Below are 23224 nucleotides of genomic sequence, written 5' to 3'. Positions count from 1 at the left end.
ACTACAACAAGCTCAGGAGCAAGCCCATGGAAACCGTGAAACTCGCCACCCGCCGCTGGTGGTACATCATGCCTATCGTGTTTATCACCTACAGCCTGGCGTACCTGGACCGCGCCAACTACGGCTTCGCCGCCGCCTCCGGGATGGCCGAAGACCTGATGATCACCCCCGGCATGTCGTCACTGCTGGGAGCGCTGTTCTTCCTCGGCTACTTTTTCTTCCAGGTGCCGGGGGCGATCTATGCGCAAAAGCGCAGCGTCAAGAAACTGATTTTTGTCAGCCTGATCCTGTGGGGCGGCCTTGCCACCCTCACCGGCGTGGTGTCCAACGCCTATATGCTGATCGCCATCCGCTTTCTGCTCGGCGTGGTGGAAGCGGCGGTGATGCCGGCAATGCTGGTGTACCTGTGCCACTGGTTCACCCGCGCCGAACGCTCGCGGGCCAATACCTTTCTGATCCTCGGCAACCCGGTGACCATGTTGTGGATGTCGGTGGTGTCGGGCTACCTGGTTCAACATTTCAGCTGGCGCTGGATGTTTATCATCGAGGGCCTGCCGGCGGTGCTGTGGGCGTTTATCTGGTGGAAGCTGGCCGATGAACGTCCCAAGGACGCCAACTGGCTGAGCGACGGGCAAAAGCAGGAACTGGAAACTGCCCTGGCCGCCGAACAGGTCGGCATCAAGGCAGTGAAGAATTACGCCGAAGCCTTCCGCTCGCCCAAGGTGATCATCCTGGCCTTGCAGTTCTTTTGCTGGAGCATCGGGGTGTACGGGTTTGTGCTGTGGCTGCCGTCGATCCTCAAAAAAGGTCTGCAGATGGACATGGTCGAGGCCGGCTGGCTGTCGGCATTGCCTTACCTGGCGGCGGTGATCGGCATGCTGCTGGTGAGCTGGGGCTCGGACAAGCTGCAAAAACGTAAACGCTTTGTGTGGCCACCGCTGCTGATCGCCTCCATTGCCTTCTATGCCTCCTACGTGCTCGGTGCCGAACATTTCTGGTGGTCCTACACCCTGCTGGTAATTGCCGGGGCGTGCATGTATGCGCCTTACGGTCCGTTCTTCGCTATCGTGCCGGAAATCCTGCCGGCCAACGTCGCCGGCGGCGCCATGGCGCTGATCAACAGCATGGGCGCCCTCGGCTCGTTCGGCGGCTCGTACCTGGTGGGTTACCTCAACAGCAGCACCGGCTCGCCCGGCGCCTCGTACCTGTTGATGAGCGGCGCGCTGATGCTGTCGGTGGTACTGACGATTTTCCTCAAGCCCGGCGCCAGCGACCGTCAACGCGCGCCATTGCCACCCCTTGAATTGAAGGTAAAAGCCCAATGAAAAAGTCTGTGGTGCTGTACAAAAAACTCTCCGCGCCGCTGATGGCGCGCCTGCACGAGCAGGTGGACGTCACACTGATCGAAGCTCTGGATGACACCGGCCTGGCCAAGCTGCGCGACGCCCTGCCGAACGCCAATGGCCTGCTCGGTGCCAGCCTGCGCCTGGACGCGCAGTTGCTGGACCTGGCGCCGCAACTGGAAGCGGTGGCCAGCGTTTCGGTGGGGGTCGACAACTACGACATCGACTACCTCACCCGACGCGGCATCCTGCTCAGCAACACCCCGGACGTACTCACCGAAACCACCGCCGACACCGGCTTCGCGCTGATCCTGGCCAGTGCCCGCCGCGTGGTGGAACTGGCCGATATGGTCCGCGCCGGGCAATGGCATAAGAACATTGGCCCGGCGCATTTCGGCAGCGATGTGCACGGCAAGACCCTTGGCATCATCGGCATGGGCCGCATCGGCGAAGCCCTGGCCCAGCGCGGGCATTTCGGCTTCGGCATGCCGGTGCTCTACCACAGCCACTCGCCCAAGCCACGGGTCGAAGAGCGCTTCGGCGCGCAGTACCGCAGCCTTGAAGACTTGCTGCAACAGGCCGATTTTGTCTGCCTGACCCTGCCGCTGACCGCCGAGACCGAAAAGCTGATCGGCGCCGAGCAGTTCGCGTTGATGGGCCCGGACACGATCTTTATCAATATTTCCCGCGGCAAAGTGGTGGACGAAGCGGCGCTGATCGAGGCGTTGCAGCAACGCACGATCCGCGCGGCGGGGCTGGATGTGTTCGAGAAGGAACCGCTGGATCACAGCTCGCCGCTGCTGCGGCTGAACAACGTAGTAGCCACGCCCCACATCGGCTCGGCGACCCACGAAACGCGCGAGGCCATGGCCACCTGTGCGGTGGATAATCTGTTGGCCGCTCTGGCGGGCGAGAAGCCGAAAAACCTGGTCAACCCGACCGCCTGGAAGCAATAGCCACACCGAAGGCAAACACAGATCACCTGTGAGAGGGGGCTTGCCACCTCCCACAGAGCGGCGTCAGATCACGAACTTGGCCACCATCGCGTTCAAGTCCACGGCCAGGCGCGACAGTTCATGGCTGGCGGCGCTGGTCTGGTTGGCGCCGGAGGTGGACTGCGACGCCAGGTCGCGGATATTGACCAGGTTGCGGTCCACTTCGCGGGACACCTGGGCCTGTTCTTCCGAAGCGCTGGCGATTACCAGATTGCGCTCGTTGATCAGGCTGATGGACTGGGTGATCTGCTCCAGCGCAACACCGGCGGCGCGGGCCATTTCCAGGGTGTCCTGGGTGCGTTGATTGCTCTGCTGCATCGATTGCACGGCCTCGCCGGTGCCATTCTGGATGCCGGCGACCATTTTCTCGATCTCCTGGGTCGACTGCGCGGTGCGATGGGCCAAGGCCCGAACTTCGTCAGCCACCACCGCAAAACCGCGCCCGGCCTCACCGGCGCGGGCCGCTTCGATCGCGGCGTTAAGGGCCAGCAGGTTGGTCTGCTCGGCAATCGCGCGGATCACGTCGAGCACCTTACCGATGTCACGCCCCTGGGTGGCCAGACCTTCGATCATCACAGCGGTGCTTTGCACGTCGTGGGTCATGGTCTGGATCGCGTCGACGGTTTGCACCACGCGATCGCGGCCTTCGCGCGCAGCCTGGTTGGACTGGCGCGAGGCTTCGGAAGTAGAAACCGCGTTGCGCGCCACTTCTTCCACCGCGGCGGTCATCTCATTGACCGCCGTGGCGGCCTGGTCGATTTCGTCGTTCTGTTGCTGCAGGCCGCGGGAGGCTTCTTCGGTGACCGCGCTCAACTCTTCAGCCGCCGAGGCCAATTGAGTGGCCGAACCGGCGATATGGCGGATGGTCTGGCGCAGGTTGGTCTGCATGGTGGACAACGCGCCGAGCAGGCGTGCCGGCTCGTCCCTGCCGTCGTCCTCGATCACGCTGCTGAGGTTGCCGCCGGCGATGGTCTCGGCCACCTGCACGGCTTTGCGCAGCGGCGTGACGATGCTGCGGGTCAACAGCCAGGCCAGCAGCACCGTCAACAGTGCGGCGGCGACCGACACCACCACGATGCCGGTGATGGCGCTGTTATAGCTCTGGCCCGCTACATCATTGGCTTGCTTGGCCGCCGCGCCGTTCATCGCAATCAGTTTGTTCAGTTGCTCGCCCATCTGGTCGGTGCCGTCCTTGATCCGGGTGTTGATCAGGGTGCGCATTTCTTCGACCTTGCCGTCCCGGGACAGGCTGAGCATATCGGCCTGGGCTTTCAGATAGGTGTCCAGCGTGCTGGAGAACGTCTTGAACAGCGCCGCTTCATCCGGCCCTGCAGGCAAAGCCGCGTAGGCGGCCTGGGCCGTTTTGGCCTTGTCGACCAACACTCCAATGCGGGTTTCGGCTTCCTTGAGCGCCGCAGGTTCGCGGTTGACCAATACGCGAAATGACAGAATGCGCATGCGCAACACGTTCTCGGTCACCTGCCCCAGGAACGTCACACTGGGCAGTTGATTGGTGTTCATGTCCACCGATGCTTGACGAATCAAGGTCATACGGTTGGCCGCGAACCCACCCAACAGCACCACTAACAACGCAATAAAGGCGAAACCCAGCGAAGCGCGAGGGGCGATATTCAAATGACGAAGCGACATAGACGTGTTCCCGAAGTGAGTGCCTGCGCGCAATCCCTGCCGCGAAACGATCAATCAGCGGCAACGCGCTGCCTGACCTTGGACGCCACTGTTGTTTTTAATAGGTGGGCCTGTAAGCAGTATCGGCAAGGATTCGGATTTTATGCAGGGCGCTTATAAATATTTTTTTACACTTCTGAGCATCGGCGCTTTCTGGCATCCTGCGCCTCCCTTTTCCGACCCGAGCCCATATTTTGTCTGACGCTCAAGCCCCCCGCCCCCGCTATAAATCCGACCTGATCTACGGCCTGGAAGACCGTCCGCACTTCAGTGCGGCGATCTTCGCTGCGCTGCAGCATGTGCTGGCCAGTTTTGTCGGCATCATCACCCCGACCCTGATCGTCGGCGGCGTACTCGGCCTGGAAAGCGAAGTGCCGTACTTGGTGAGCATGGCGCTGTTCGTCTCGGGCCTGGGCACCTTTGTCCAGGCGCGTACGTTCGGCCCCATCGGCTCGGGCTTGCTGTGCCTGCAAGGCACCAGTTTTTCGTTTATCAGCGTGATTCTCAGCGCCGGTTTTATGGTCAAGGCCCGCGGCGGCGGCACCGATGAAATTCTCTCGACGATCTTCGGCATCTGCTTCTTTGCAGCGTTTATCGAAGTGGTGCTCAGCCAGTTCATCGGCAAACTGCGCAAACTCATCACCCCGGTGGTGACCGGCACCATCATCACCTTGATGGGCCTGTCCTTGATCAAGGTGGCCGTCACCGACATGGCCGGCGGCTTCGGCGCCAGCGACCTCGGCGCGGCCGGCAATATGGGCCTGGCGGCCCTGGTGTTGCTGACCATCGTGGTGCTCAACCGCTTCAATAACCCGTTCCTGCGCCTGGGTTCGATCGTGATCGGGCTGACCCTGGGCTTTGTGGTGGCCTGGTGGCTGGGCCGCGTCGATATGGCAGCGCTGCCCCAGGTGCCGTTGATCAGCGTACCGGTGCCGTTCAAGTACGGGTTTTCGTTCGACTGGGTGGCGTTTATTCCAGTGGCGGTGATCTTCCTGATTTCGCCGTTGGAAGCCGCCGGCGACCTGACCGCCAACTCGATGATTTCCCAGCAGCCGGTAAAGGGCCCGCTGTATATCAAACGCATCAAGTCCGGCCTGCTGGCCGACGGCCTCAACTCGGCGATGGCCGCCACGTTCAACAGCCTGCCGATGGTGACCTTTGCCCAGAACAATGGGGTGATCCAACTGACCGGCGTGGCCAGCCGCTATGTGGCGTACTTCATCGCCGGCCTGCTGGTGCTGCTGGGGCTGTTCCCCATGATCGGCGCGGTGCTGCAACTGATGCCCAAACCGGTGCTGGGCGGCGCCACGCTGATCATGTTCGGCACCGTGGCGGTGGCCGGTATCAAGATCCTCGCCGAAGCCGGCCTGCACCGGCGCAACGTACTGATCGTGGCGATTTCCCTGGGCATGGGCCTGGGCGTCGCCGCCGTGCCGGAAGTGCTGCGCGAGTTGCCCAAGGCGCTGCATAACATCTTCGAGTCGCCGATCACCGTAGGAGCGTTCTGTGCCATCCTGCTGAACATTTTCCTGCCCGAAGAGTTCATAGAGCTGGAAGAAGATGAATTCGATCCGGAGTCCTCTACCCTCAAGGTGATGCAAGACCCGGACGTCACGAACTAGGAGACCTCACATGCGCAAGCTCATGGTGCTATCGCTGCTGCTACTGACCCTGAGCGCCTGCGCGCTGTTTCCGAACCGCGACCCGGTGAACATCAACGTGGTGGGCATCGAACCGCTGCAAAGCCAGGACCTGGAAGTGCGCTTCGCCGTCAAACTGCGGGTGCAGAACCCCAACGAAACGGCGATTGACTACAACGGTGTGGCTCTCGATCTGGAAGTCAACGGCCGACCGTTGGCCTCAGGTGTGAGCGACCAGGCCGGCAGCATCCCACGCTTCTCCGAGACCGTTCTGACGGTGCCGGTCAGCGTCTCGGCATTTTCGGTGTTGCGTCAAACCCTGGGCCTGAGCCAGACCCAGAGTTTGAACAACCTGCCCTATGTGCTGCGGGGCAAACTGGCCGGGGGGCTGTTCGGCACCATGCGCTTCGTTGACCGGGGTACGTTGGACATGCCTAACGGCGCGACGTGGTAAAGCCTGCGCAACCGACCGATACCCCGCCATCGGGGGCAAGCCCCCTCCCACATGTTGGCCCATGGGCAAATTTGGACGCACACAGCCCCCCCTGTGAGAGGGGGCTTGCTCCCGATGGCAGTGGCGCAGTCAACATATCGACTGGCTGGCTCTGCGCCATCGGGACGAGCCCCCCAGCCTTCCCGCCACTGCTTCAGTCCGTGATATAGCGCACGCCGGGTTTGGCGCGTTCATCCACCACCAGCTCGAACACATCCGGCCGTGCGTAATGCCCCACCACGTCGTAGTCATACCGCGCGCGCACCAGGTCGTCGGTATCGATCTGCGCCGTCAGCAGCCCCGCTTCGCCCACCAGCGGCCCGGCCAGGATGTCGCCCATGGGGCCGACAATCACGCTGCCGCCTGCGATCAACGGGCGGTCCGAAGGCCAGTTGGCAATCTCCACGCCAAGGGCTTCGGGCGACGCCTGCACCTGGCAGGCGCTGACCACGAAGCAGCGGCCTTCATGGGCTACATGGCGCATGCTCACCTGCCACATCTCGCGCTCGTCCACGGTGGGCGCGCACCAGACTTCCACGCCCTTGGCGTACATCGCGGTGCGCAGCAGCGGCATCATGTTTTCCCAGCACACCGCGCCGCCGATACGGCCCACCGCGGCATCGATCACCGGCAAGGTGGAGCCATCGCCCTTGCCCCAGATCAGCCGCTCAGTGCCGGTAGGCATCAGTTTGCGGTGCTTGGCCACCAGGCCGCCGGCGGGTTCGAAATACAGCACCGTGCAGTACAAGGTATTGCCGCTGCGCTCGATCACGCCCAGCACCAGGCTGGCGCCCGTGCGCGCCGACAACCCGGCCAGGGCGTCGGTTTCCGCGCCAGGTACATCGATGGCATTGGCAAAGTAACGGGCAAAGGCTTCGCGGCCTTCTGGCAGGCGATAACCCAGTTGCGTGCCGAACCCTTCGCCTTTGGGGTAGCCACCGAGCAGCGCCTCGGGCATCACTACCAATTGCGCGCCGCTGCGGCGGATCTGGTCTTCATAACCGAGGATCTGTTCCAGGGTGTCGGCCTTGCCGCCCGGTAGGGAGCCGATTTGCAAGGCCGCGACGGTAGAAATAGGCATAACGTTCACTCCGATGATTGGCTGGGGGTTGCCCATTCTCCTGCCAGCCCGGATCATGAATAAAGCCCACTTCAGTACTGAATGATATGAGCCAAATGAATATCGCCCAGGTCGATCTGAACCTGCTCAAAACCTTCGAAGCACTCCATGACGAGTCCAGCGCCAGCCGCGCCGCCTTGCGCCTGGGCGTGACCCAATCGGCCATCAGCGCTGGGCTGCGGCGCTTGCGCCAGGTGTACGGCGACCCGTTGTTTGTGCGCACCGGCCGCGGCCTGGCGCCGACGTTGCGGGCCAATCAACTCAAACCAGTGATCAGTGAAGCGCTGGACCGTTGCCGCCAGAGCCTCGCCATGGTCGACCCGGTCAATCAGCAGTACCAGGGGCGTTCGGTGGTGGTGGGTTTGTCCGATGACTTTGAAATCGCCTACGGTCGTCGGTTGATGACGCAGATCGCACAACGCCTGCCGCAATTGCGCGTGATCTTTCGCCAGACCCATAGCCAGATTGTCGCCGGCGCGCTGCTCGACCGCACACTGGACCTGGCAATCACCGCCGGCGGTTTTGCCCAGGGCCGGTTGAGCCGACAGGTGTTGGGCGAAGGGGATTACCGCTGCCTGGTGGACCCGGACAGCCTGGCGCCCGGACAGCAAGGCATCGACCTGGACGAGTTTGTGCGCCGCGCCCATGTGCTGGTGTCGTCCGGCGGGTTTATCGGGATCACCGACGAGGGGCTGGCGGCGCAGGGGCTGAGCCGCCATGTGTGCGCCTCCACCAGCCACTTCGCCGCGCTGCCGTTTTTGCTCAAGGGCAGCCAGGCCGTTGCCACCATCCCCGGGCATGCGGCGCAGGCCATCGCCGAGATGACCGGCCTGCGCGTGCTGACCTGCCCGTTGGCGCTGCCGCGCTACCCGGTGGAACTGGGATGGCGCACCCAGGCTCAGCTCGATCCGATGTTGCTGAAAGTCCGCGAAGCGATTGTGGCGAGCTTTACTTAGCCGCCGCCATCAGTTTGTTGACTTCGCTGCGCACCATGTTGGAAAACTCCGGCGGCGACATGCCGTCCAGTTCCGCACGGACCCACTCGGCCCATTTGCCCTTGCGCTTGGCGCGCTCGCCGAACAACCGCGCGGCTTCGCCCTTGGCCTTGCCCAGATTGGTTTGCCACAGGTCGTAGAGGCGCGACTTTTCATCTTCCAGCTCGGCGCGTTCGGCGAGGGTCTTGTTGGCGAGATTGAAGCTCATGTTGAATTACCTGCTGCACAAATAGGTGGCATCTTACACTGTAGGTCGAAATTTCCTGATTCGGATTTTGCCCGGCACTGCGCCCCAGCAAAAAAAAAGCAACTTTTAAGGGCGCCGGGTACTCCATTGTTCACTGTTACATTCACTTGCAAGGAGTCACCCCATGGCCCGCAAAACCGCCGCGCAAACCGCCGCCGACCAAATCAAGGACCAAGCTTTCAGTGAGCTCGCCGCGCTGATCGAAGAGTCCGACAAGTTGCTCAAGAGCAGCGCCAACCTGGTGGGCGAAGAAGGAGAGACCCTGCGTGAGCAGGTCGCCCTAAAGCTCAAACAAGCCATGGACTCCGTGACCAACGTACGTGAGCGCACCCAACCGATGGTCGACGCGACCGAAACCTATATTGGTGGCCACCCGTGGCAGACCGTCGCCATCTCGGCGGGCTTTGGCCTGGTGGTTGGCCTGTTGCTGGGTCGTCGCAACTAAACGTCGCCCGTCGCGCCGCTGCCACGCAGCGGCGTTTCAATGTCAGTTGGCCCAGTCACGCAACTGATTCAACGCCTGAAGTTCCACTTCAACCCCCTGCCCCAGCGACTTCGCCCGTGTGCGATGGCGCCGATCCCCCGGTAACCGCCGCAACCCTACGGCATGCATCTGCCGCACCAGTTCCTGGCTGCGCTCGGCAAAGCTTTGCCCGGCGGTTTTGCTCGGGTCGATAACAATCAACAGTTGCCCGGTCCACGGCGTACGCGCGCCAGGGTGATCGGCCCAGTTGAATTCGAAGGAAAAGTGCCCGCCGGTCAGGGCAGCCGCCAGCAGCTCGACCATCATCGACAGGGCCGAGCCCTTGTGCCCGCCGAACGGCAACAGCGCACCGCCCTCCAGCACGGCCTTGGGATCGGTGGTGGGCTGACCGAGGCTGTCCACCCCCATGCCAGGCGGCAAACGTTCGCCCTTGCGCGCAGCGATCTGCACGTCGCCATGGGCGATGGCGCTGGTGGCCAGGTCGAAGACAATCGGCGGGCCGTCGGCGCGCGGCGCCGCGAACGCAATAGGGTTGGTGCCGAACAACGGGCGATCGGCGCCGTGGGGCACCACGCAGGTCATGCTGTTGACCACGCTCAGCGCCACCAACCCCTCTTCGGCGAACGGCTCAACGTCCGGCCACAGCGCCGCGAAGTGATGGGAATTGTGAATCGCCAGCAAGGCGATGCCGGCACTGCGCGCCTTGCTCACCAGCAGTGGCCGGGCCGCCGCCAGTGCCGGCTGGGCGAACCCATTGCCGGCATCCACCCGCACAAACCCGGACGCCACGTCCGTGACCACCGGAATGGCCTTGCCGTCGACCCAGCCGCTGGCCAGGGTGCTGAGGTAACCGGGGATACGGAAGATGCCGTGGCTATGGGCGCCGTCGCGTTCGGCACTGGCGCAATTGTGCGCAAGGATCGCGGCCACTTCCGGCGACGTGCCGTGCTGGACGAACACCCTGTGCAGCAACGCCACCAGTTCGGTGAAGCCGATAAGGGTATGGGGACTGTCGACGATCGGGGACTGGGCAGACATCTGTAGCTCCGATTTTATAATTGGAAGAGACAACAAGAATCCAGCCCTCCGATTAAACAACGCCCCATGTGCCTGCTGTCAACGGGCGCCCCCAGTTATCTACCGCCATCCGCGCCGCCGCGCCGCCTACCGTGAAGCCTTATCCCGCCGCCTTGCTGGAGAGCGCACCATGGCGAACCTCACGCCCCCGTATTTCTTCGATGAGTTCCTGCAAAACGTCAAACGCAAGACCCCCACGCCCCGCGAGCGCGCGCTCGGGTTCTCGGTCAGGGACCTCGATTGGCTGCACACGCTGTACTACGCCACCCACACCGCGCGTATCGACCCCAGCGTGCAGCGTTACCCGATGCACGTCGAACGCTTGTCGGTCAACCGGCCCGACCACGCCCCCGTGCCCCTGGCGGGTGTGTTCATGATGAGTCCGACACCCGATGACCACAAAGCCGTGCTGTTTACCCCCTACGGCGGCCTGGAACTGTTCGACAGCCGCGCCGCGCTGCTCCATGAGGTGGATGAACGCCTGACGCAGCCAAGCCGGCGCGCCGAACTCCTGCAATTTCTGGCGATTGTGGAACGCGACGGCTTGCCCAGCACAGAACCGCTGAAGACAACGGGCGCGGTGATTCCAGGCGCGGTGATGCAAGACCAGGAACAAACCATCCTGGCCGGCCAGCAACACAACGTCTCTGCGATGCTGGAGGAACTGCGCAAGCTCCCCGACCTGCGCGGCATGCTCGACACCCTGCTGGGCATCATGGCCCGCTCGTACTTTCCGGGCCTGGACCAGCGCGACACGCGGGTGAATTTTTTTACCCAGCCCACGCCTGTGGAGGAGAGTCGCTGGGTGGCCTCCGAGTCATTGCGCGATGCGCTGCTGCAGTTTTACGTCAAGCAAGCCTGGCCGGCGAACCAGACTCACACGTATTTCAATGTGGGCCATGACGACAGCGCACACACCGCGCAACAGAGGGCCCAGGACCACCAGCGCTGGGACAGTGTGGTCGAACAGACCAGCGGCATCCTCTCGAAGCTGTTGAACAGCCTGCTGCAAACCTACTGGAATGAAGATTTCAACCGCGGTCAGTCGCGCCTGCGTTTTTTTGCCCGGGTCATGAGCGACAAGTTTCGCGCCGATCTGTTGTTCAAGCAGCAGGGCCTGGTCCTGTCCAGCCAGGAAAGCCTGGACCTGCGTGCGCTGTTCCTTCCCGACCAGGCGGCGCGTAGCGCCTATGCCAGCCATCTGAGAATAGAAAAGGTCCGTGTGCATGCCCCGTTCCAACACTATGTGGAGCTGGCCAGCACGCTGATGATCAGCGATAGCCAGGCCTACCTCTACACCCAATCGCGGGGGTTGCAGGTACTCAAAAACCTGAGCGACCTCAAAGATGCCTTGTTGCAGATGCTCAGAACGGCGGGCCACGAGGACGAACTGCTGCACTTTCTGTCGGTAGATGAACGCAGTGCGTTCGTGGGCATGGAACATATCCAAGTGACCGGCAAGCCCATCGCGGGCGATGTGTTCCAGGCAATGATCGAGGACATTGTCACCAAGCAGTCCGACAATCTGGACTATGCCTTGGGGCTCTATCGGCGCAGCAACGGCGTGATCGACCTGGCCGCGCTGCTCGACACTGCTCTGGACGTGCGCAGCATGCTCGACACGCGGCTGCTGGAGCAGGAGGCCGATGGGCGCTGGACCCTTCACCCCATCACCAGCGGCAATGGCCGCCCTACTACCGTGCAATCGGAGAAGGCAAAGGTGCACCTGGAACGTTTGCAGGCGGTGGACGCGGCCATGGCGCTGGAACGTAACCGGCAGCCGACCTTGCGCAGCCTGGTCGCCCATGCACTGGACACCGAATTGGCCAAGCGTCTGCTCGATCTCAAGGCCGAGCACGTCTATATCAACACCTATGCCACCCCCGCCGCAGAGCGCGAAGAGCGTGCGCCCCATAGGTCATTGAGCATGGTCGAGTACTTTATCGCGCGTCTGGCCGGGCAAGCCGATCGGCTCACCGAGTCGGCCCTGACCTGGTTCTACACAGAACAGAGCGCCGGCGTGGCCTACCAGTTGCACAACCTGACCATCGACAGTTTCAACGCCGTCATCGAACAGGTGCTCAGCACGTTCGCGCAACGGGACCTGCGTACCCTGCCCCACTTGCTGCTGGAGAATAACCGGGCGCACCTGAGCCAGGGCATGTTGCAGGGGCTGCGCGGCGAAACCGAATTGAGGCGCCTGGACCATAGCCTGCCGCCCCCTGCCCTGGCGTTACTCGATAGCGCCCTCAATGCCGACGGCATGAGCCGGCTGACCCGCCATGGCCTGAATGGGTTTATTCCGGATGCGTTCAGCCTGAGCCTGTTCCTGGGCACCGCTACCGAGCCTCAGCCCCTGGCCAATGCCTTTGTACTGACCGAGCGCGGTGGCATCGACCCCATCCACTCGGGCACCGCCCTGCTGTGGACCCCACGGGGTGGCTATGAGGCGTTTGCGTCGATCCAGGCCCTGCGCGACAAGCTCGAACAGCGCTTGCAAAACCCCGTGCAGCGTCTGCCCCTGCTGGAGAACCTGCCGGTGTCGCGGCGCATCCCTCACCATGCCTGTCGCCTGGGGCCCTTGCAGCGAATCGACGAACACCTGCTGCACAACCGTCAGCAGAGCTACAGCGACTTCACCCGCGACGAAATCGACCAGGTGCTGGCGATGGGGCTCAGCGCCACGCGCTTCCAGGACTGCATGGACCGCCTGATCCGGCGTCAAACCCCGTCCAATCTGCCCAGGTCGATCACCCTGGCGCGCGCCCTGATCCACCAACAAGCGCTGCCAGTCTGGCTGGGCATGGCGCGGCCCCACGAACAGATCCTGCAGGCCGAGCTGCTTGAGCAATATCGCGTCAGTGCGCCTGACGAACGGGACTATCTGCACAGCATCGTGCCGATGCGCGAACACATCTTCAGTACCCTCTCAACCCTGCTCGGCGCGCGGTTCCCAGGCCAGGTGTACAACCCGGATAACGTGCTGATTCCCGGACGTATCGACCTCGAAGGCCACACCCAGACCCTGACGGACTTCGCGTTGCGGCACCTGCCCGATCTGCGCGCCGAGACGATCCGCCCGCGCTCGCGCACCAGCATCCCACTGCCGGAGACACTCGACGGCGCGGCCATCGTGCAATTGGTGCGACAACTGGATTTGAAAACGCTGTACCGCCAAGTGTTGAGCGGCCTGCTCCAGGGGCAGAGCGACGACGCGCGTGAGCGGCGCCGCCTATTCTGCCGGCAGCTGCCGTGGCAATTGTTGCAGTACGCCCATGAACAAACCCTCACTGAACGGCTGTCCGCCACGGCCTGGGGCTTTATCCGGCAAGTCTTCGACATGCCCGACGCCGTGGCCCGCGCAGCGGTGCATGGGGTCACGGCGATGATCCGCCCGCTGGAGCTGATCGCCACCGCCGGCGCCAGTCAGGCCAAGGCATTGGGCTGTTACCTGATCGGCCCCAAGCCCGGCGCGTCCGGGCCGTTGGTGCTGTATGCACCGTACAGCCCTAAACATTTGTTGAAAGAGTTCCCCAGCGAGGCGGCGCTCCTGCACGAATTCACCAGCCCCGGGGCGCTACAGGAATGGGTGATCGGGCAGTTGCAAGCGCCCCATCAAGCCACTTACCGCAATCTGCTGAGTGAGCGCTGGCGCCCGGATCTCTCGGACATCCGCCTGGGTGACTCGCCCATCGCCGGCAATCTGCTCAACCGACTGTTCGACGACAATACCCAGATGCTGCTGCAGATGCTGGCCGGCCAGTTTTGCGCGTCAGGCAAGACCCATTGGGACGCGGTGACCAGCCTGTTGAGCAAGGGCATTCCCAAGAGCCTGCAATTTATGGCGGGCAAACTGACCTACCCGCTGACGGTGTGGCGCAGCTACCAACTGTTCAAAACATCGGCCGAGGACTTACAGGAACACCGCTGGCAGCACTCGCTCAAAACCTTTGTCGCGGGCGTGGCCGAGCTTGCCTCTTTACGCAAAGCGCTGGACCAGTGGCTGCCGCCAACTCCACCCAGCGAACAACCGCTGCCCTTTGACGACTGGCTAGATGCCCCTGCCCCCGTGGCCGCCAGCCTGGACGAGCTGGACCTGACCGCACCTGGGCGAACCGCCCTGCAAGCCTTCGAAAATCACCAGGTTGCCCTGAGCGACCTGGAGCGCAGCGCGCCACCCTTCGTGTACACCGACAACGACACGCGCACGCATTTCGTGCCATTGGCGGGAAAGGTGTATTCGGTGAGAAAAGCCGGGGAACGCTGGCGCCTGAGCCGCGACGAGCAGCACGGCCCTTATGTGCGAGCCAACGCCCAGGGCGAATGGACCCTGGACCTGGACCGCCATCACCCGCGCTACGGCAAAACCCTGAGCCGCTACGCGGGCAAAATGCAAACCTGGGCGGCGGAGCGCGACGCTATCAATATCGAGGCGGTGGGCATGCGCGAAATTGCCGCCCTGTCGAGCTGGAAGGCCCAGTGCATCGACGAAGCGCTCAACGTCGCGACCTATTACGCGGTGACGTGCAAACGCAACCTGCTGCACTTTGCACCGCTGCGCGAACCCGGCAGCCGGCTGGGACGGTTCTTCAGTGAGTTGTTCGGCGTGGTTACGCTGACCGGCGAGCAGGTGCAACGAATTGAGCGACGCGTCGACGAAGTGCTCGATGAGCTGATCAACCATACCCTGGTCGGCCCGGACTCCCAGCGCTTCGTCTGCGGCACCCATCGCTACAGCCCGCAAAACACTTTCGCTTTTGTGCTACCCGAGGACCGGGAACAGAAAATCTACCTGGTCGACCGCTTTTTCGATCCGCCGCTGGACATCTATCAGAATCGCCTCACGACACCCTTCAACATCTCTGCCCATGCCCGCGCCACCACGTTGATTCACGAGATCACCCACCTCAAGTCCTTGACCGAAGACCTGGCGTACCTCGACAGCATGCGGCCGTTCCACGACCTGATTAACCTCAACGTCAGTGGCGCCAGGCGAATGCACACGGATCTGGCCGACTTGCGCGATACCGCGCTCTCCACACTCACCCCGGCCACCATGCTGTTCAGAACGTGGGACGAGTTCACCCAGCAATGGGAAGACTTTGGAGCCAGTCGTGGGACTTCGCCGCAAAAGGACAAGGTGTTGAGTACTACCGGGACGCGAACCCTGGACGATGCGCGGGCGGTGTTTATGAGTGACGCCAACAGGCGAATCGATACGATTTTGGCCAACGCCGATTCGGTGACTTACCTGATCAGCCAGCTCGGCAGGGAATTGGATGCGGGAGCCTGAACCGGCTCCCGGCGCGAGACGTCAGTCTTTCTGGTCACGCAGGATATTGCCCGAGGCGCCGTCGATGCGCGCTTCATACACGGTGCCGTCAGACTTGCGCCCTTTGACTTCCCAGTAGCCGTTATCGTCGGCTTCGGCGGCATAGACTTCAACGTAGCCGGCCTTGGTCTTGGCCACTTCAATGGCCTTTTCGATGGTGATCCAGCCTGCGCCCGGCTTATCGGCCAGGGCGGCACCGGCACTGAGCAGCGCGGAGGTTGCACACAGGGCGACTAAGGTTTTCTTCAACATAACGGAACTCCATAGTGGGAATAACGGACGCGTGTCCTGAAATTTTTAGGTACTGGCAAATAAGAATAAGTTCCAATTGATGTGCAATCGCCATGATGGCTGTTCTCCCCATCGGCCCGCGGAGGTTAGAATGTGGGAAATCAGGATGCGTAAATGACCGAAAAGTCTGTTTCAGAAGCCGAATACGACACCATCACCGATGCCGCAGCGCACTGGTGCATGCGCATGCATGCAGGTGATTGCACACCGGCTGAACGTCAGGCTTTTCAACAATGGCATGACGCCCATCCCCTGCATGCCTTTGAATACGCCGCGATGCTGGAAATCTGGGACGTCGCCGATCACTTGCCGCGCACCGCGCCCACCGCACCGGTATTGGCGTTCAAATCGCGCAGCCGCGTACGTCGTTATGCCGTGGCGGCGGCGCTATGCCTGGCGGCCCTGCCGCTGGCGGCGTTCACCGGGTGGCAGGCCGGGTGGCTGCCCAATTCCTATGAACGTTTCGAGGCGACCCAGGGCTTGCGTCAGGTGACCTTGAGCGATGGCAGCCAGGTAGAGCTGAACCTGGGCACCGAACTGGTCTATAGCAACTACAAGGATCAGCGCCGGGTCACGCTGAAGAAAGGCGAGGCGTTTTTCAATGTCAGCCACGACAGCACCCATCCGTTTGTGGTGCGCGCCGGTGAAGGCCAGGTGCGCGTGACAGGCACCCAATTCAATGTATGGAAATATGGCGATCAGGTCCGCGTGATGCTGCTCGAAGGCTCGGTGCAGATCGCCAGCGATGCCACGCATGGTAGCGTGCCCCTGACTCCGGGCATGCAGGCCAGCTACCAAGCGGGCGATGCCACTCCGCGCGTGAGGCCGTTCAGCCCGAATGACAGCGCACTGGCCTGGCGCCAGGGCAAGCTGATCCTCGATAACCTGGCCTTGGTCGACGCGTTACCGCTGATCAACCGCTACTTGAGCAAACCGGTGATGCTGGCCGACGCCAGCACCGGGGCGATTCGAATAGGCGGCATCTACAACCTCACCGAGGTCAACAACCTCATCCCCTCGCTGCCAAAGGTACTGCCGGTCTATCTGACGCAGAACCAGGACGGCAACCCCGTTCTCAATTCCATCCCGCGTAAAAACCCTAAAGGCTGAGCCCGGCCGATTCGTGCGGGCCTGTTCGCGCCCGCAGTGTCCATTTTTGAAACACCTGCCTGCCCTGAAGCCCTTGTACAGCGTGGGTTCATGCTTTTGTCATGTGCGGTGTTACGCCGCTGATACACAGGGGTGAATCGTTTGTGGCACAGCGGGCTACACGCGCTTGAAGGGCAGGTGTTTCAGCGCTGAGACACCGGCAGCGTCGACGCGCCTCTAGTTATTCACAAACCATTGAATATCAAGACAATTCAAAAAGCGGCACGGCATCTGCTCTATTCCTCATAGCACTGTTTAGGGTCAGTGCTGAGAATAAGGACATGCCGCCGTGAACACACTCACACAACACTCGATGAAGGTACTGCTGACCAGCTGTGTACTCAGCCTCGGCATCAGTGCACCAGCCTTTGCCGGTGATGGTGTGATCGTGACGGGCCGCAACGTACAGGCACACATGTACGGTCGCGCCGCTTTCGGTAAAGACCCCTACCCCACCACCGCCAATGCCAATCCCACCCAAGAGGTTCTTGGCGCCACCGGCGAGCTCAGTGACCTGGCTATCAGCGGTGTCAGCAGCGGTTCAAGTTTCGCCCGCGCCAGCCAGATCGATAGCACGTTGACCGGCGTGCATGCCACGCAGAACAGCATGTCGACCCTCGGCACCGGCGCCACCGCCGGGCATGGCAGCGGCAGCAGCATGGGCGGACAGATCAGTGACTCGATCCAACGCGGCATGGCCCCTCTGAATAACCTCGGCAACATGATGGGGGGCAAATAATGAACCGTACCTTGCTCTTGCTCGCCCTGCTGGGCAGTGCCTCGGCCATGGCCGACAACAACGCTGTGATCAACAACAGCGGCAAAGACTACCGCGGTAACTTTTCGATCAACCAAGCGGCGGGCAATCAGCAGCAACAGGCCAATAACCGTGCCGTCACGCTCGGCGGCCAGGCCACCACCGTGAATATCCAACGGCTCGACGGTCAGGTCGATCCGTCTCTGAACGCCAAGGCTGCGATTCAGGGCGCTTCTTTTACCAATGGCAACGGCATGTTGGGCGTCAACCAGGCGGCCGGGGCCAACAACCAAACCGTCAACGCCGTGCGGATCAGCGTCAACCCTGGCCCGCAAAGCATCGACGACAGCGTCTTGTTGCAACAGAACACGACGCAATTAACCGACTCAGGGCTCACCCCCACCACTGGCAGCCGCCTGGTCGTTACCAGCGACCAGGCCTTCACAGGCAGCCGAGGAGTGATTCAGGTGAACCAGAGTGCCGGGGTGGGGAACCGATTGGCTAACACCCTGGGCATCACTATCAAGTAACGACTTGGTAGTACTCGCAAGACCGTACCAACACTTAACCAACTAATAGAAGCAAGGAGAAACACCATGAAACCTCAAATGGCTCTGAAACCTCTGGTTTTCGCTCTCGCCGCGCTCATGGCTGCTGCTGCTCAAGCAGGTGGCTGGCACCCTGCGCCTCAACCTACCGGCACTATTGCCGCTGTGGTCACTGACGTTCAAAACAGCGCCGGCAACAAGTTTGACGACACCAAGACCGAAAATAACGCCTCTGCCGATAATGCGGTCAACGGCAACAGCGGTAACGCGGGTGTCAACGTGCAAGCTGGCAGCGCTAACCAGGCTGACAACTCTGCCGCTATCTCCAGCGCCAAAGGCGATGCGGCCACCGTGTTCGGTGTGGTCGACGTGAATCAGAACAGCGTGCTGAACACCTACGTCAACAAAGGCACCCAGAACAACGCGTCTCTGGATAACGCCATCAACGGTAACTCCGGCAACGTGGGTTACAACGGTCAAGCGGGTCAGGGCAACCAGGGTAAAAACAACCTGGCGATCGTCACTGCCGACGGCAAAAACATCGCAGCTGCCGCCAATACCGAGCAAAACTCCCTCGGTAACAGCTACCTCAACGCTGCCGCCACCAGCCACGGTTATGGCTATGGCGGCAAGCCTCAGTATGTGTCCAACAACGCCAGCCTGGACAACTCGGTCAACCGCAACTCCGGCAACATGGGCGTGAACCTGCAATCCGGCTCCGGCAACCAGGGCAGCAACAGCCTGGCAATCGGTCAAGGTTGCACCGTCTGCGCCAGCGGCGTGCGCTTCTGATCCAATGGGGCCTTGGCAACAAGGCCCTTTCCTATTCCAGTGTCCATCCGGCCTTCGATCATGCGCCTCGCGACCCTCACCCTGCTGATGCTCCTCACCGGCCCGACCTGGGCAGGCACCATGGCGATCTCCGCCATGCCTGGCGGTGCAGTGATCTACAAGAAGGTCGAGAGTATCCGCGAGCGCCGGTTCGCCAACCTGGTGGAACAGAAAACCGATTTCAGCTGCGGCGCCGCCGCCCTCGCCACCATCCTGCGTCAGGGCTATTGGCTGGACGTCGACGAAGACCATGTGATCAAAGGCATGCTGATCAACGCCGATCAGGACCTGGTGCGCACCCAGGGCTTTTCCATGCTGGACATGAAGCGCTACCTGGAAAGCATCGGCATGCGGGCGCGGGGCTACAAGATCTCGCCGGAATCCCTGCTGACCGTGAAGATTCCGGTCGTGGTGCTGCTGGAAATCCGTGGTTACAAGCACTTCGTGGTGATGCAGCGTGCCGACAAAGACTGGGTCTACATCGGCGACCCGGTGCTGGGCCATAAGCGCTACACCCGCGACGACTTCGTCAAAGGCTGGAATGGCATCGTATTCGCCGTACTGGGTGAAGGTTACGACAAGACCAACGCCTTGCTCGCGCCCCCTACCCCCCTGACCGCCAAGAACCAGTTGAATGAGTTCAGGCCCGTGGGCGACGCCGAATTGATGGATTTCGGTTTTATCCAGAGCGACTTCTTTTAATAAGAAGCGCCATAAGGGACCAGGATGCTCCAGGAGCAGAAGATGAACACTTCCCGTTGGCTGACAGTTGTGTGGCTGGCAGCCGCAATGCCCGCTTATGCGTCATCGGGTTTCAAACCGATCGAATTGAAAGACTCGGAAATGGCCGACCTGCGCGGTCGTTATGTAATGCCGGGGCGCATCATCAGCTTCGGTATCGTGATGAGCAGCACCTGGACCAACGCCACGGGCGACAGCATCACCGGCAAGGCCAGCATGCAGGTCGATAAAACCACGATCACCCCGCAATTTTATGTGCAGACCACCGGCTCGGCGGGCAGCGGCACCGGCCAGAGCACCGGTACCGGCAATGTCGTCGGCGGCGCCGGTCTGGGCAGCGGCCAGGGTGTGACGCAAAGCGTGCGCGCAGCCGGCGATGGCAACACCGCGAACAACAATGTCGGGATCACCGTGAGTCAGGACGGCCTGGCGCCGGCCAATCTCGCGCAATCGGGGCAAGTGCTGGTGGCCGGCGGCACCGTGACCGGTGACAGCGCGGCCGGCAAAGTGAGCGTGTCGGCCAATAACGGCGGACTGCAAATGGCGATCCAGGCCAACCATAACCAAGGCAACAGCCTGCAGCAGATTGGCGGCGGCACGGTGCTGCAAGGTACTGTCTTGACCGGCAATACCAACTTCGTCAACAACATGACTCAACTTAACGTCGTGATGGGCAATAACGGGCTGAACAACCCGGCGTTGAATTGCAACCTGGACCAACTCAAAGGCCTACGTACGCTCGGTTATTGAACTACGCTGACCCTCGACACTTACGCATTAAAAAAGGACGGCTTATTTCATGCATCGATCGTTATCGCTTCGTGCGGTGGTCTGTTTAAGTACGCTCTTGCCCGCATCCGTGTTGTATGCCGCGCCAGATGCCGATATCGAAACACTCAAGCAAGAACTCCTGGAACTCAAGCAACGTTACGAAGTGCAGCAAAAGGCCCTGGCGGTGCTGGAACAGCGAGTGCGTCAGGTCGAAGACCAACCGGCGACGCCGGCGCCCAAACGCCTGGCCAAATCCCCCGCCGACTTCCAGAAAGGCGGCACCACCGTGGCCGGCACTGGCGCCGCTGCGGCCTCCGGTGGCGCGGGCGGCGGCAGTTCCTATGGGCAGTCCCTCAAGGACGACTCGGCGCCTGCGCAAAGTGTCAGCAACCTTTATAACGAAGCTAGTGGCTTCTTCGGCAATGGCAAGTTCAGCTTCGAAACCGGCGTGACCTACGCTCGCTACGACGCGCGCCAACTGACCCTCAATGGGTTCCTGGCCCTGGACTCGATTTTCCTCGGCAATATCAACCTCGACCGCATCAAGTCGGACAACTGGACCCTGGACCTCACCGGCCGCTACAACCTCGACAACCGCTGGCAGTTCGACGTTAACGTGCCGGTGGTGTACCGCGAATCGACGTACCAATCGGCCGGTGCAGGCAACAACGGCACGGCAACATCGGAAGCATCGGTGACCCGCGACCCGACCATCGGCGACGTCAACTTCGGTGTGGCCTACAAGTTCCTCGACGAGACCCCCACCCTGCCGGATGCGGTGGTGTCGGTACGGGTCAAGGCGCCGACGGGCAAGGAACCGTTCGGCATCAAGCTCATCAACCAACCCGGCAACGACAACTTGTTCGTACCTGAAAGCCTGCCCACCGGCAACGGGGTCTGGTCGATCACGCCGGGCATCTCCCTGGTCAAGACCTTCGATCCGGCCGTGCTGTTTGGCTCGTTGTCCTACACCCACAACTTCGAAGATTCGTTCGACGACATCAGCAGCGACGTCAACCAGAAGGTCGGCGGCAAGGTCAGCCTGGGTGACAGCTTCCAGGTCGGCATGGGCGTAGCGTTCGCGCTGAATGAGAAAATGAGCATGTCGTTTTCGGTGTCTGACCTGGTCCAGCGTAAAAGTCGCCTCAAACCCAATGGCGGGGACTGGCAATCGGTGGTCTCCAGCGATGCCAACGCCGGCTACTTCAACGTGGGCATGACCATTGCCGCCTCGGATAACCTGACGATCGTGCCGAACCTGGCGATCGGTATGACCGACGACGCGCCGGACTTCACCTTCAGCCTGAAATTCCCGTACTACTTCTAACCAGACGCACAAGGAAAAGCCCCGCAACGATAAGGGTCGTTGCGGGGCTTTTCGGTTTACCCGCCCTAGCGGATCTGGTGTTTGTGCAGCAACCGATAGAACGTAGGCCGGGACACGCCAAGCACACGGGCAGCGACACTCAAGTTGTCGCTATGACGGTTGAGCACATCGCACAGCGCCTGACGTTCGGCGCGGTGCTTGTAGTCTTCGAGTGTAGCCAAGGGTGGCGCGATTGCCTGCTCGCTCTGCAATCCCAGATCAACGGCTTCGATCTGGCGCCCTTCGGCGAGCACCAGGCCACGGCGCACGCGGTTGGCCAACTCGCGCACATTGCCGGGCCACGGATGCTGCGCCATGGCCGCCAGGGCATCTTCGCTGAAACTGCGCGGGCGGCGTCCGGTTTCCTGGCTGTAGAAACGCGCAAAGTGGTTGGCCAACATCGCCACGTCACCATGGCGCTCGCGCAACGGCGCGGTGACCACCTGCAGCACATTGAGGCGGTAGTACAAATCCTCGCGGAAGGCGCCCTTGGCCACCGCCGCTTCAAGATTGACGTGGGTCGCCGCCAGCACACGCACATCCACCGGGATCGGCTGGCTGCCGCCGACGCGCTCGATGTGCTTCTCCTGCAAAAACCGCAGCAGGTTGGCCTGCAGCTCCATCGGCAGGTCGCCGATTTCATCGAGAAACAGCGTGCCGCCGTTTGCCGCTTCGATACGCCCGATCTTGCGCTGGTGCGCGCCGGTAAACGCACCTTTCTCATGGCCGAACAGTTCGGACTGGATCAGGTGTTCAGGGATGGCACCGCAGTTGATCGCCACGAAAGGCTTGGCATGGCGCTGGGACTGACGATGCAGGGTTTTGGCCACTAGCTCCTTGCCAGTGCCGCTGTCACCGCGAATCAAGACGGGGGACTCCGTGGGCGCCAGCTTGGATAAGAGTTTGCGCAGTTCACGAATGGGCCGGCTATCGCCCAGCAGTTCATGCCCCTCATCCACCGGTGTGTGGCCTTTACCGCGCAAGCGCGCCATGCCGAATGCGCGTCCCAGAGTGACCTGCACCCGCGAGACGTCGAACGGCAACGTATGGAAGTCGAAAAACCACTCGCAAACGAAGTCGCCGACATTCTGCAAGCGCAGTACATCCTGGCTGAGCACGGCAATCCATTCAGTGCCGCTGCGGCCGATCAGCTCCTTGACCGCTTCGGGCCTCTTCAGGTGTTCGGGCTGCAAGCGCAGCAGGCCGACATCGCAGGAGCGATCCCCCACGTCCTCCAGCGCACAGCTGTCCACTTCCCACCCCGCCGTACGCAGCCCGGGCAACAGTCCATGGCAGTCATCGCACGGATCGACCACAAGCAAACGGCGTTGGACGAGAGGCACACCCATGACTGA

At 61.8% G+C, this 23224-nt stretch carries 20 protein-coding genes; 14 read left to right on the top strand and 6 right to left on the bottom strand.

Annotated elements, in window-relative coordinates; translation table 11 throughout:
• The first annotated feature begins 26 nt into the window (after window positions 1–26).
• Together ABX75_RS11075 and ABX75_RS11070 are read left to right on the top strand one after the other, a co-directional pair.
• Window positions 27–1325 (top strand): MFS transporter, encoded by a 1299-nt coding sequence (locus ABX75_RS11075; protein ID WP_034097098.1) that lies wholly within the window; start codon window positions 27–29, stop codon window positions 1323–1325.
• Window positions 1322–2299, top strand: coding sequence for a D-glycerate dehydrogenase (locus ABX75_RS11070; RefSeq protein WP_047881932.1), 978 nt, complete (start codon window positions 1322–1324; stop codon window positions 2297–2299). The genes ABX75_RS11075 and ABX75_RS11070 overlap by 4 nt, the downstream gene beginning before the upstream one ends.
• A gap of 63 nt (window positions 2300–2362) precedes the next feature.
• Here the strand turns inward: ABX75_RS11070 and ABX75_RS11065 are convergent, their stop codons facing one another.
• Entirely contained in the window at window positions 2363–3988 is a 1626-nt protein-coding gene (locus ABX75_RS11065) for a methyl-accepting chemotaxis protein (RefSeq protein WP_034113216.1), read from the bottom strand.
• A 233-nt stretch (window positions 3989–4221) separates the two neighbouring features.
• Here ABX75_RS11065 and ABX75_RS11060 point away from each other — a divergent pair, with 233 nt between their 5' ends.
• Window positions 4222–5649, top strand: coding sequence for a nucleobase:cation symporter-2 family protein (locus tag ABX75_RS11060; protein ID WP_034097093.1), 1428 nt, complete (start codon window positions 4222–4224; stop codon window positions 5647–5649).
• Window positions 5650–5659: 10 nt separating this feature from the next.
• Complete coding sequence (locus ABX75_RS11055) at window positions 5660–6121, top strand: LEA type 2 family protein (protein WP_034137945.1); 462 nt, start codon at window positions 5660–5662, stop codon at window positions 6119–6121.
• A 193-nt stretch (window positions 6122–6314) separates the two neighbouring features.
• Here the strand turns inward: ABX75_RS11055 and ABX75_RS11050 are convergent, their stop codons facing one another.
• Window positions 6315–7241 (bottom strand): carbon-nitrogen hydrolase family protein, encoded by a 927-nt coding sequence (locus ABX75_RS11050; protein ID WP_034097090.1) that lies wholly within the window; start codon window positions 7239–7241, stop codon window positions 6315–6317.
• An 86-nt stretch (window positions 7242–7327) separates the two neighbouring features.
• Between ABX75_RS11050 and ABX75_RS11045 the strand changes: the two genes are divergently transcribed.
• Entirely contained in the window at window positions 7328–8236 is a 909-nt protein-coding gene (locus ABX75_RS11045; protein ID WP_040268096.1) for a LysR family transcriptional regulator, read from the top strand.
• Here the strand turns inward: ABX75_RS11045 and ABX75_RS11040 are convergent.
• A complete protein-coding gene (locus ABX75_RS11040; RefSeq protein WP_003190904.1) occupies window positions 8229–8483 on the bottom strand; it encodes a hypothetical protein in 255 nt (84 codons plus the stop codon). The two genes, ABX75_RS11045 and ABX75_RS11040, sit on opposite strands and share 8 nt — an antisense overlap.
• 163 nt (window positions 8484–8646) lie before the next feature.
• Between ABX75_RS11040 and ABX75_RS11035 the strand changes: the two genes are divergently transcribed.
• The gene (locus ABX75_RS11035) at window positions 8647–8967 is read left to right on the top strand and encodes a YqjD family protein (protein ID WP_034097086.1); all 321 of its coding nucleotides are present in this window, start codon (window positions 8647–8649) and stop codon (window positions 8965–8967) included.
• A gap of 42 nt (window positions 8968–9009) precedes the next feature.
• Here ABX75_RS11035 and ABX75_RS11030 read toward each other — a convergent pair whose 3' ends face one another.
• On the bottom strand, window positions 9010–10044 hold the full coding sequence (locus ABX75_RS11030) for an Ldh family oxidoreductase (protein ID WP_034113212.1): 1035 nt from the start codon (window positions 10042–10044) through the stop codon (window positions 9010–9012).
• A 169-nt stretch (window positions 10045–10213) separates the two neighbouring features.
• Here ABX75_RS11030 and ABX75_RS11025 point away from each other — a divergent pair, with 169 nt between their 5' ends.
• Window positions 10214–15376 (top strand): dermonecrotic toxin domain-containing protein, encoded by a 5163-nt coding sequence (locus ABX75_RS11025; RefSeq protein WP_047881931.1) that lies wholly within the window; start codon window positions 10214–10216, stop codon window positions 15374–15376.
• Between the two features lie 21 nt (window positions 15377–15397).
• Here ABX75_RS11025 and ABX75_RS11020 read toward each other — a convergent pair whose 3' ends face one another.
• Window positions 15398–15667: a PepSY domain-containing protein gene (locus ABX75_RS11020; RefSeq protein ID WP_034097081.1), complete on the bottom strand. Its 270-nt coding sequence runs from the start codon at window positions 15665–15667 to the stop codon at window positions 15398–15400.
• Window positions 15668–15820: 153 nt separating this feature from the next.
• Here ABX75_RS11020 and ABX75_RS11015 point away from each other — a divergent pair, with 153 nt between their 5' ends.
• The 7 genes from ABX75_RS11015 to ABX75_RS10985 all read left to right on the top strand — a co-directional run bounded on the left by ABX75_RS11015 (window position 15821) and on the right by ABX75_RS10985 (window position 21830).
• Window positions 15821–16816, top strand: coding sequence for a FecR family protein (locus ABX75_RS11015; RefSeq protein ID WP_047881930.1), 996 nt, complete (start codon window positions 15821–15823; stop codon window positions 16814–16816).
• Window positions 16817–17144: 328 nt separating this feature from the next.
• The gene (locus tag ABX75_RS11010) at window positions 17145–17594 is read left to right on the top strand and encodes a hypothetical protein (protein WP_034097078.1); all 450 of its coding nucleotides are present in this window, start codon (window positions 17145–17147) and stop codon (window positions 17592–17594) included.
• On the top strand, window positions 17594–18142 hold the full coding sequence (locus ABX75_RS11005; protein ID WP_047881929.1) for a hypothetical protein: 549 nt from the start codon (window positions 17594–17596) through the stop codon (window positions 18140–18142). The genes ABX75_RS11010 and ABX75_RS11005 overlap by 1 nt, the downstream gene beginning before the upstream one ends.
• A 66-nt stretch (window positions 18143–18208) precedes the next feature.
• Complete coding sequence (locus ABX75_RS11000; RefSeq protein WP_047881928.1) at window positions 18209–18952, top strand: hypothetical protein; 744 nt, start codon at window positions 18209–18211, stop codon at window positions 18950–18952.
• Between the two features lie 60 nt (window positions 18953–19012).
• A complete protein-coding gene (locus tag ABX75_RS10995; RefSeq protein ID WP_034097074.1) occupies window positions 19013–19693 on the top strand; it encodes a C39 family peptidase in 681 nt (226 codons plus the stop codon).
• A 42-nt stretch (window positions 19694–19735) separates the two neighbouring features.
• The gene (locus ABX75_RS10990) at window positions 19736–20482 is read left to right on the top strand and encodes a hypothetical protein (protein WP_047881927.1); all 747 of its coding nucleotides are present in this window, start codon (window positions 19736–19738) and stop codon (window positions 20480–20482) included.
• A gap of 49 nt (window positions 20483–20531) precedes the next feature.
• Window positions 20532–21830, top strand: coding sequence for a hypothetical protein (locus ABX75_RS10985; RefSeq protein ID WP_034097072.1), 1299 nt, complete (start codon window positions 20532–20534; stop codon window positions 21828–21830).
• Window positions 21831–21895: 65 nt separating this feature from the next.
• Here ABX75_RS10985 and ABX75_RS10980 read toward each other — a convergent pair whose 3' ends face one another.
• Window positions 21896–23218, bottom strand: coding sequence for a sigma-54 dependent transcriptional regulator (locus ABX75_RS10980; RefSeq protein ID WP_034097071.1), 1323 nt, complete (start codon window positions 23216–23218; stop codon window positions 21896–21898).
• Window positions 23219–23224 lie beyond the last annotated feature (6 nt).

Origin of the sequence: Pseudomonas sp. ARP3, from assembly GCF_001029595.1 — a bacterium.
GTDB lineage: Bacteria > Pseudomonadota > Gammaproteobacteria > Pseudomonadales > Pseudomonadaceae > Aquipseudomonas > Aquipseudomonas rhodesiae.
Note: the sequence above shows the minus strand (reverse complement) of the source record. Positions and strands in the feature narration are given on the sequence as shown.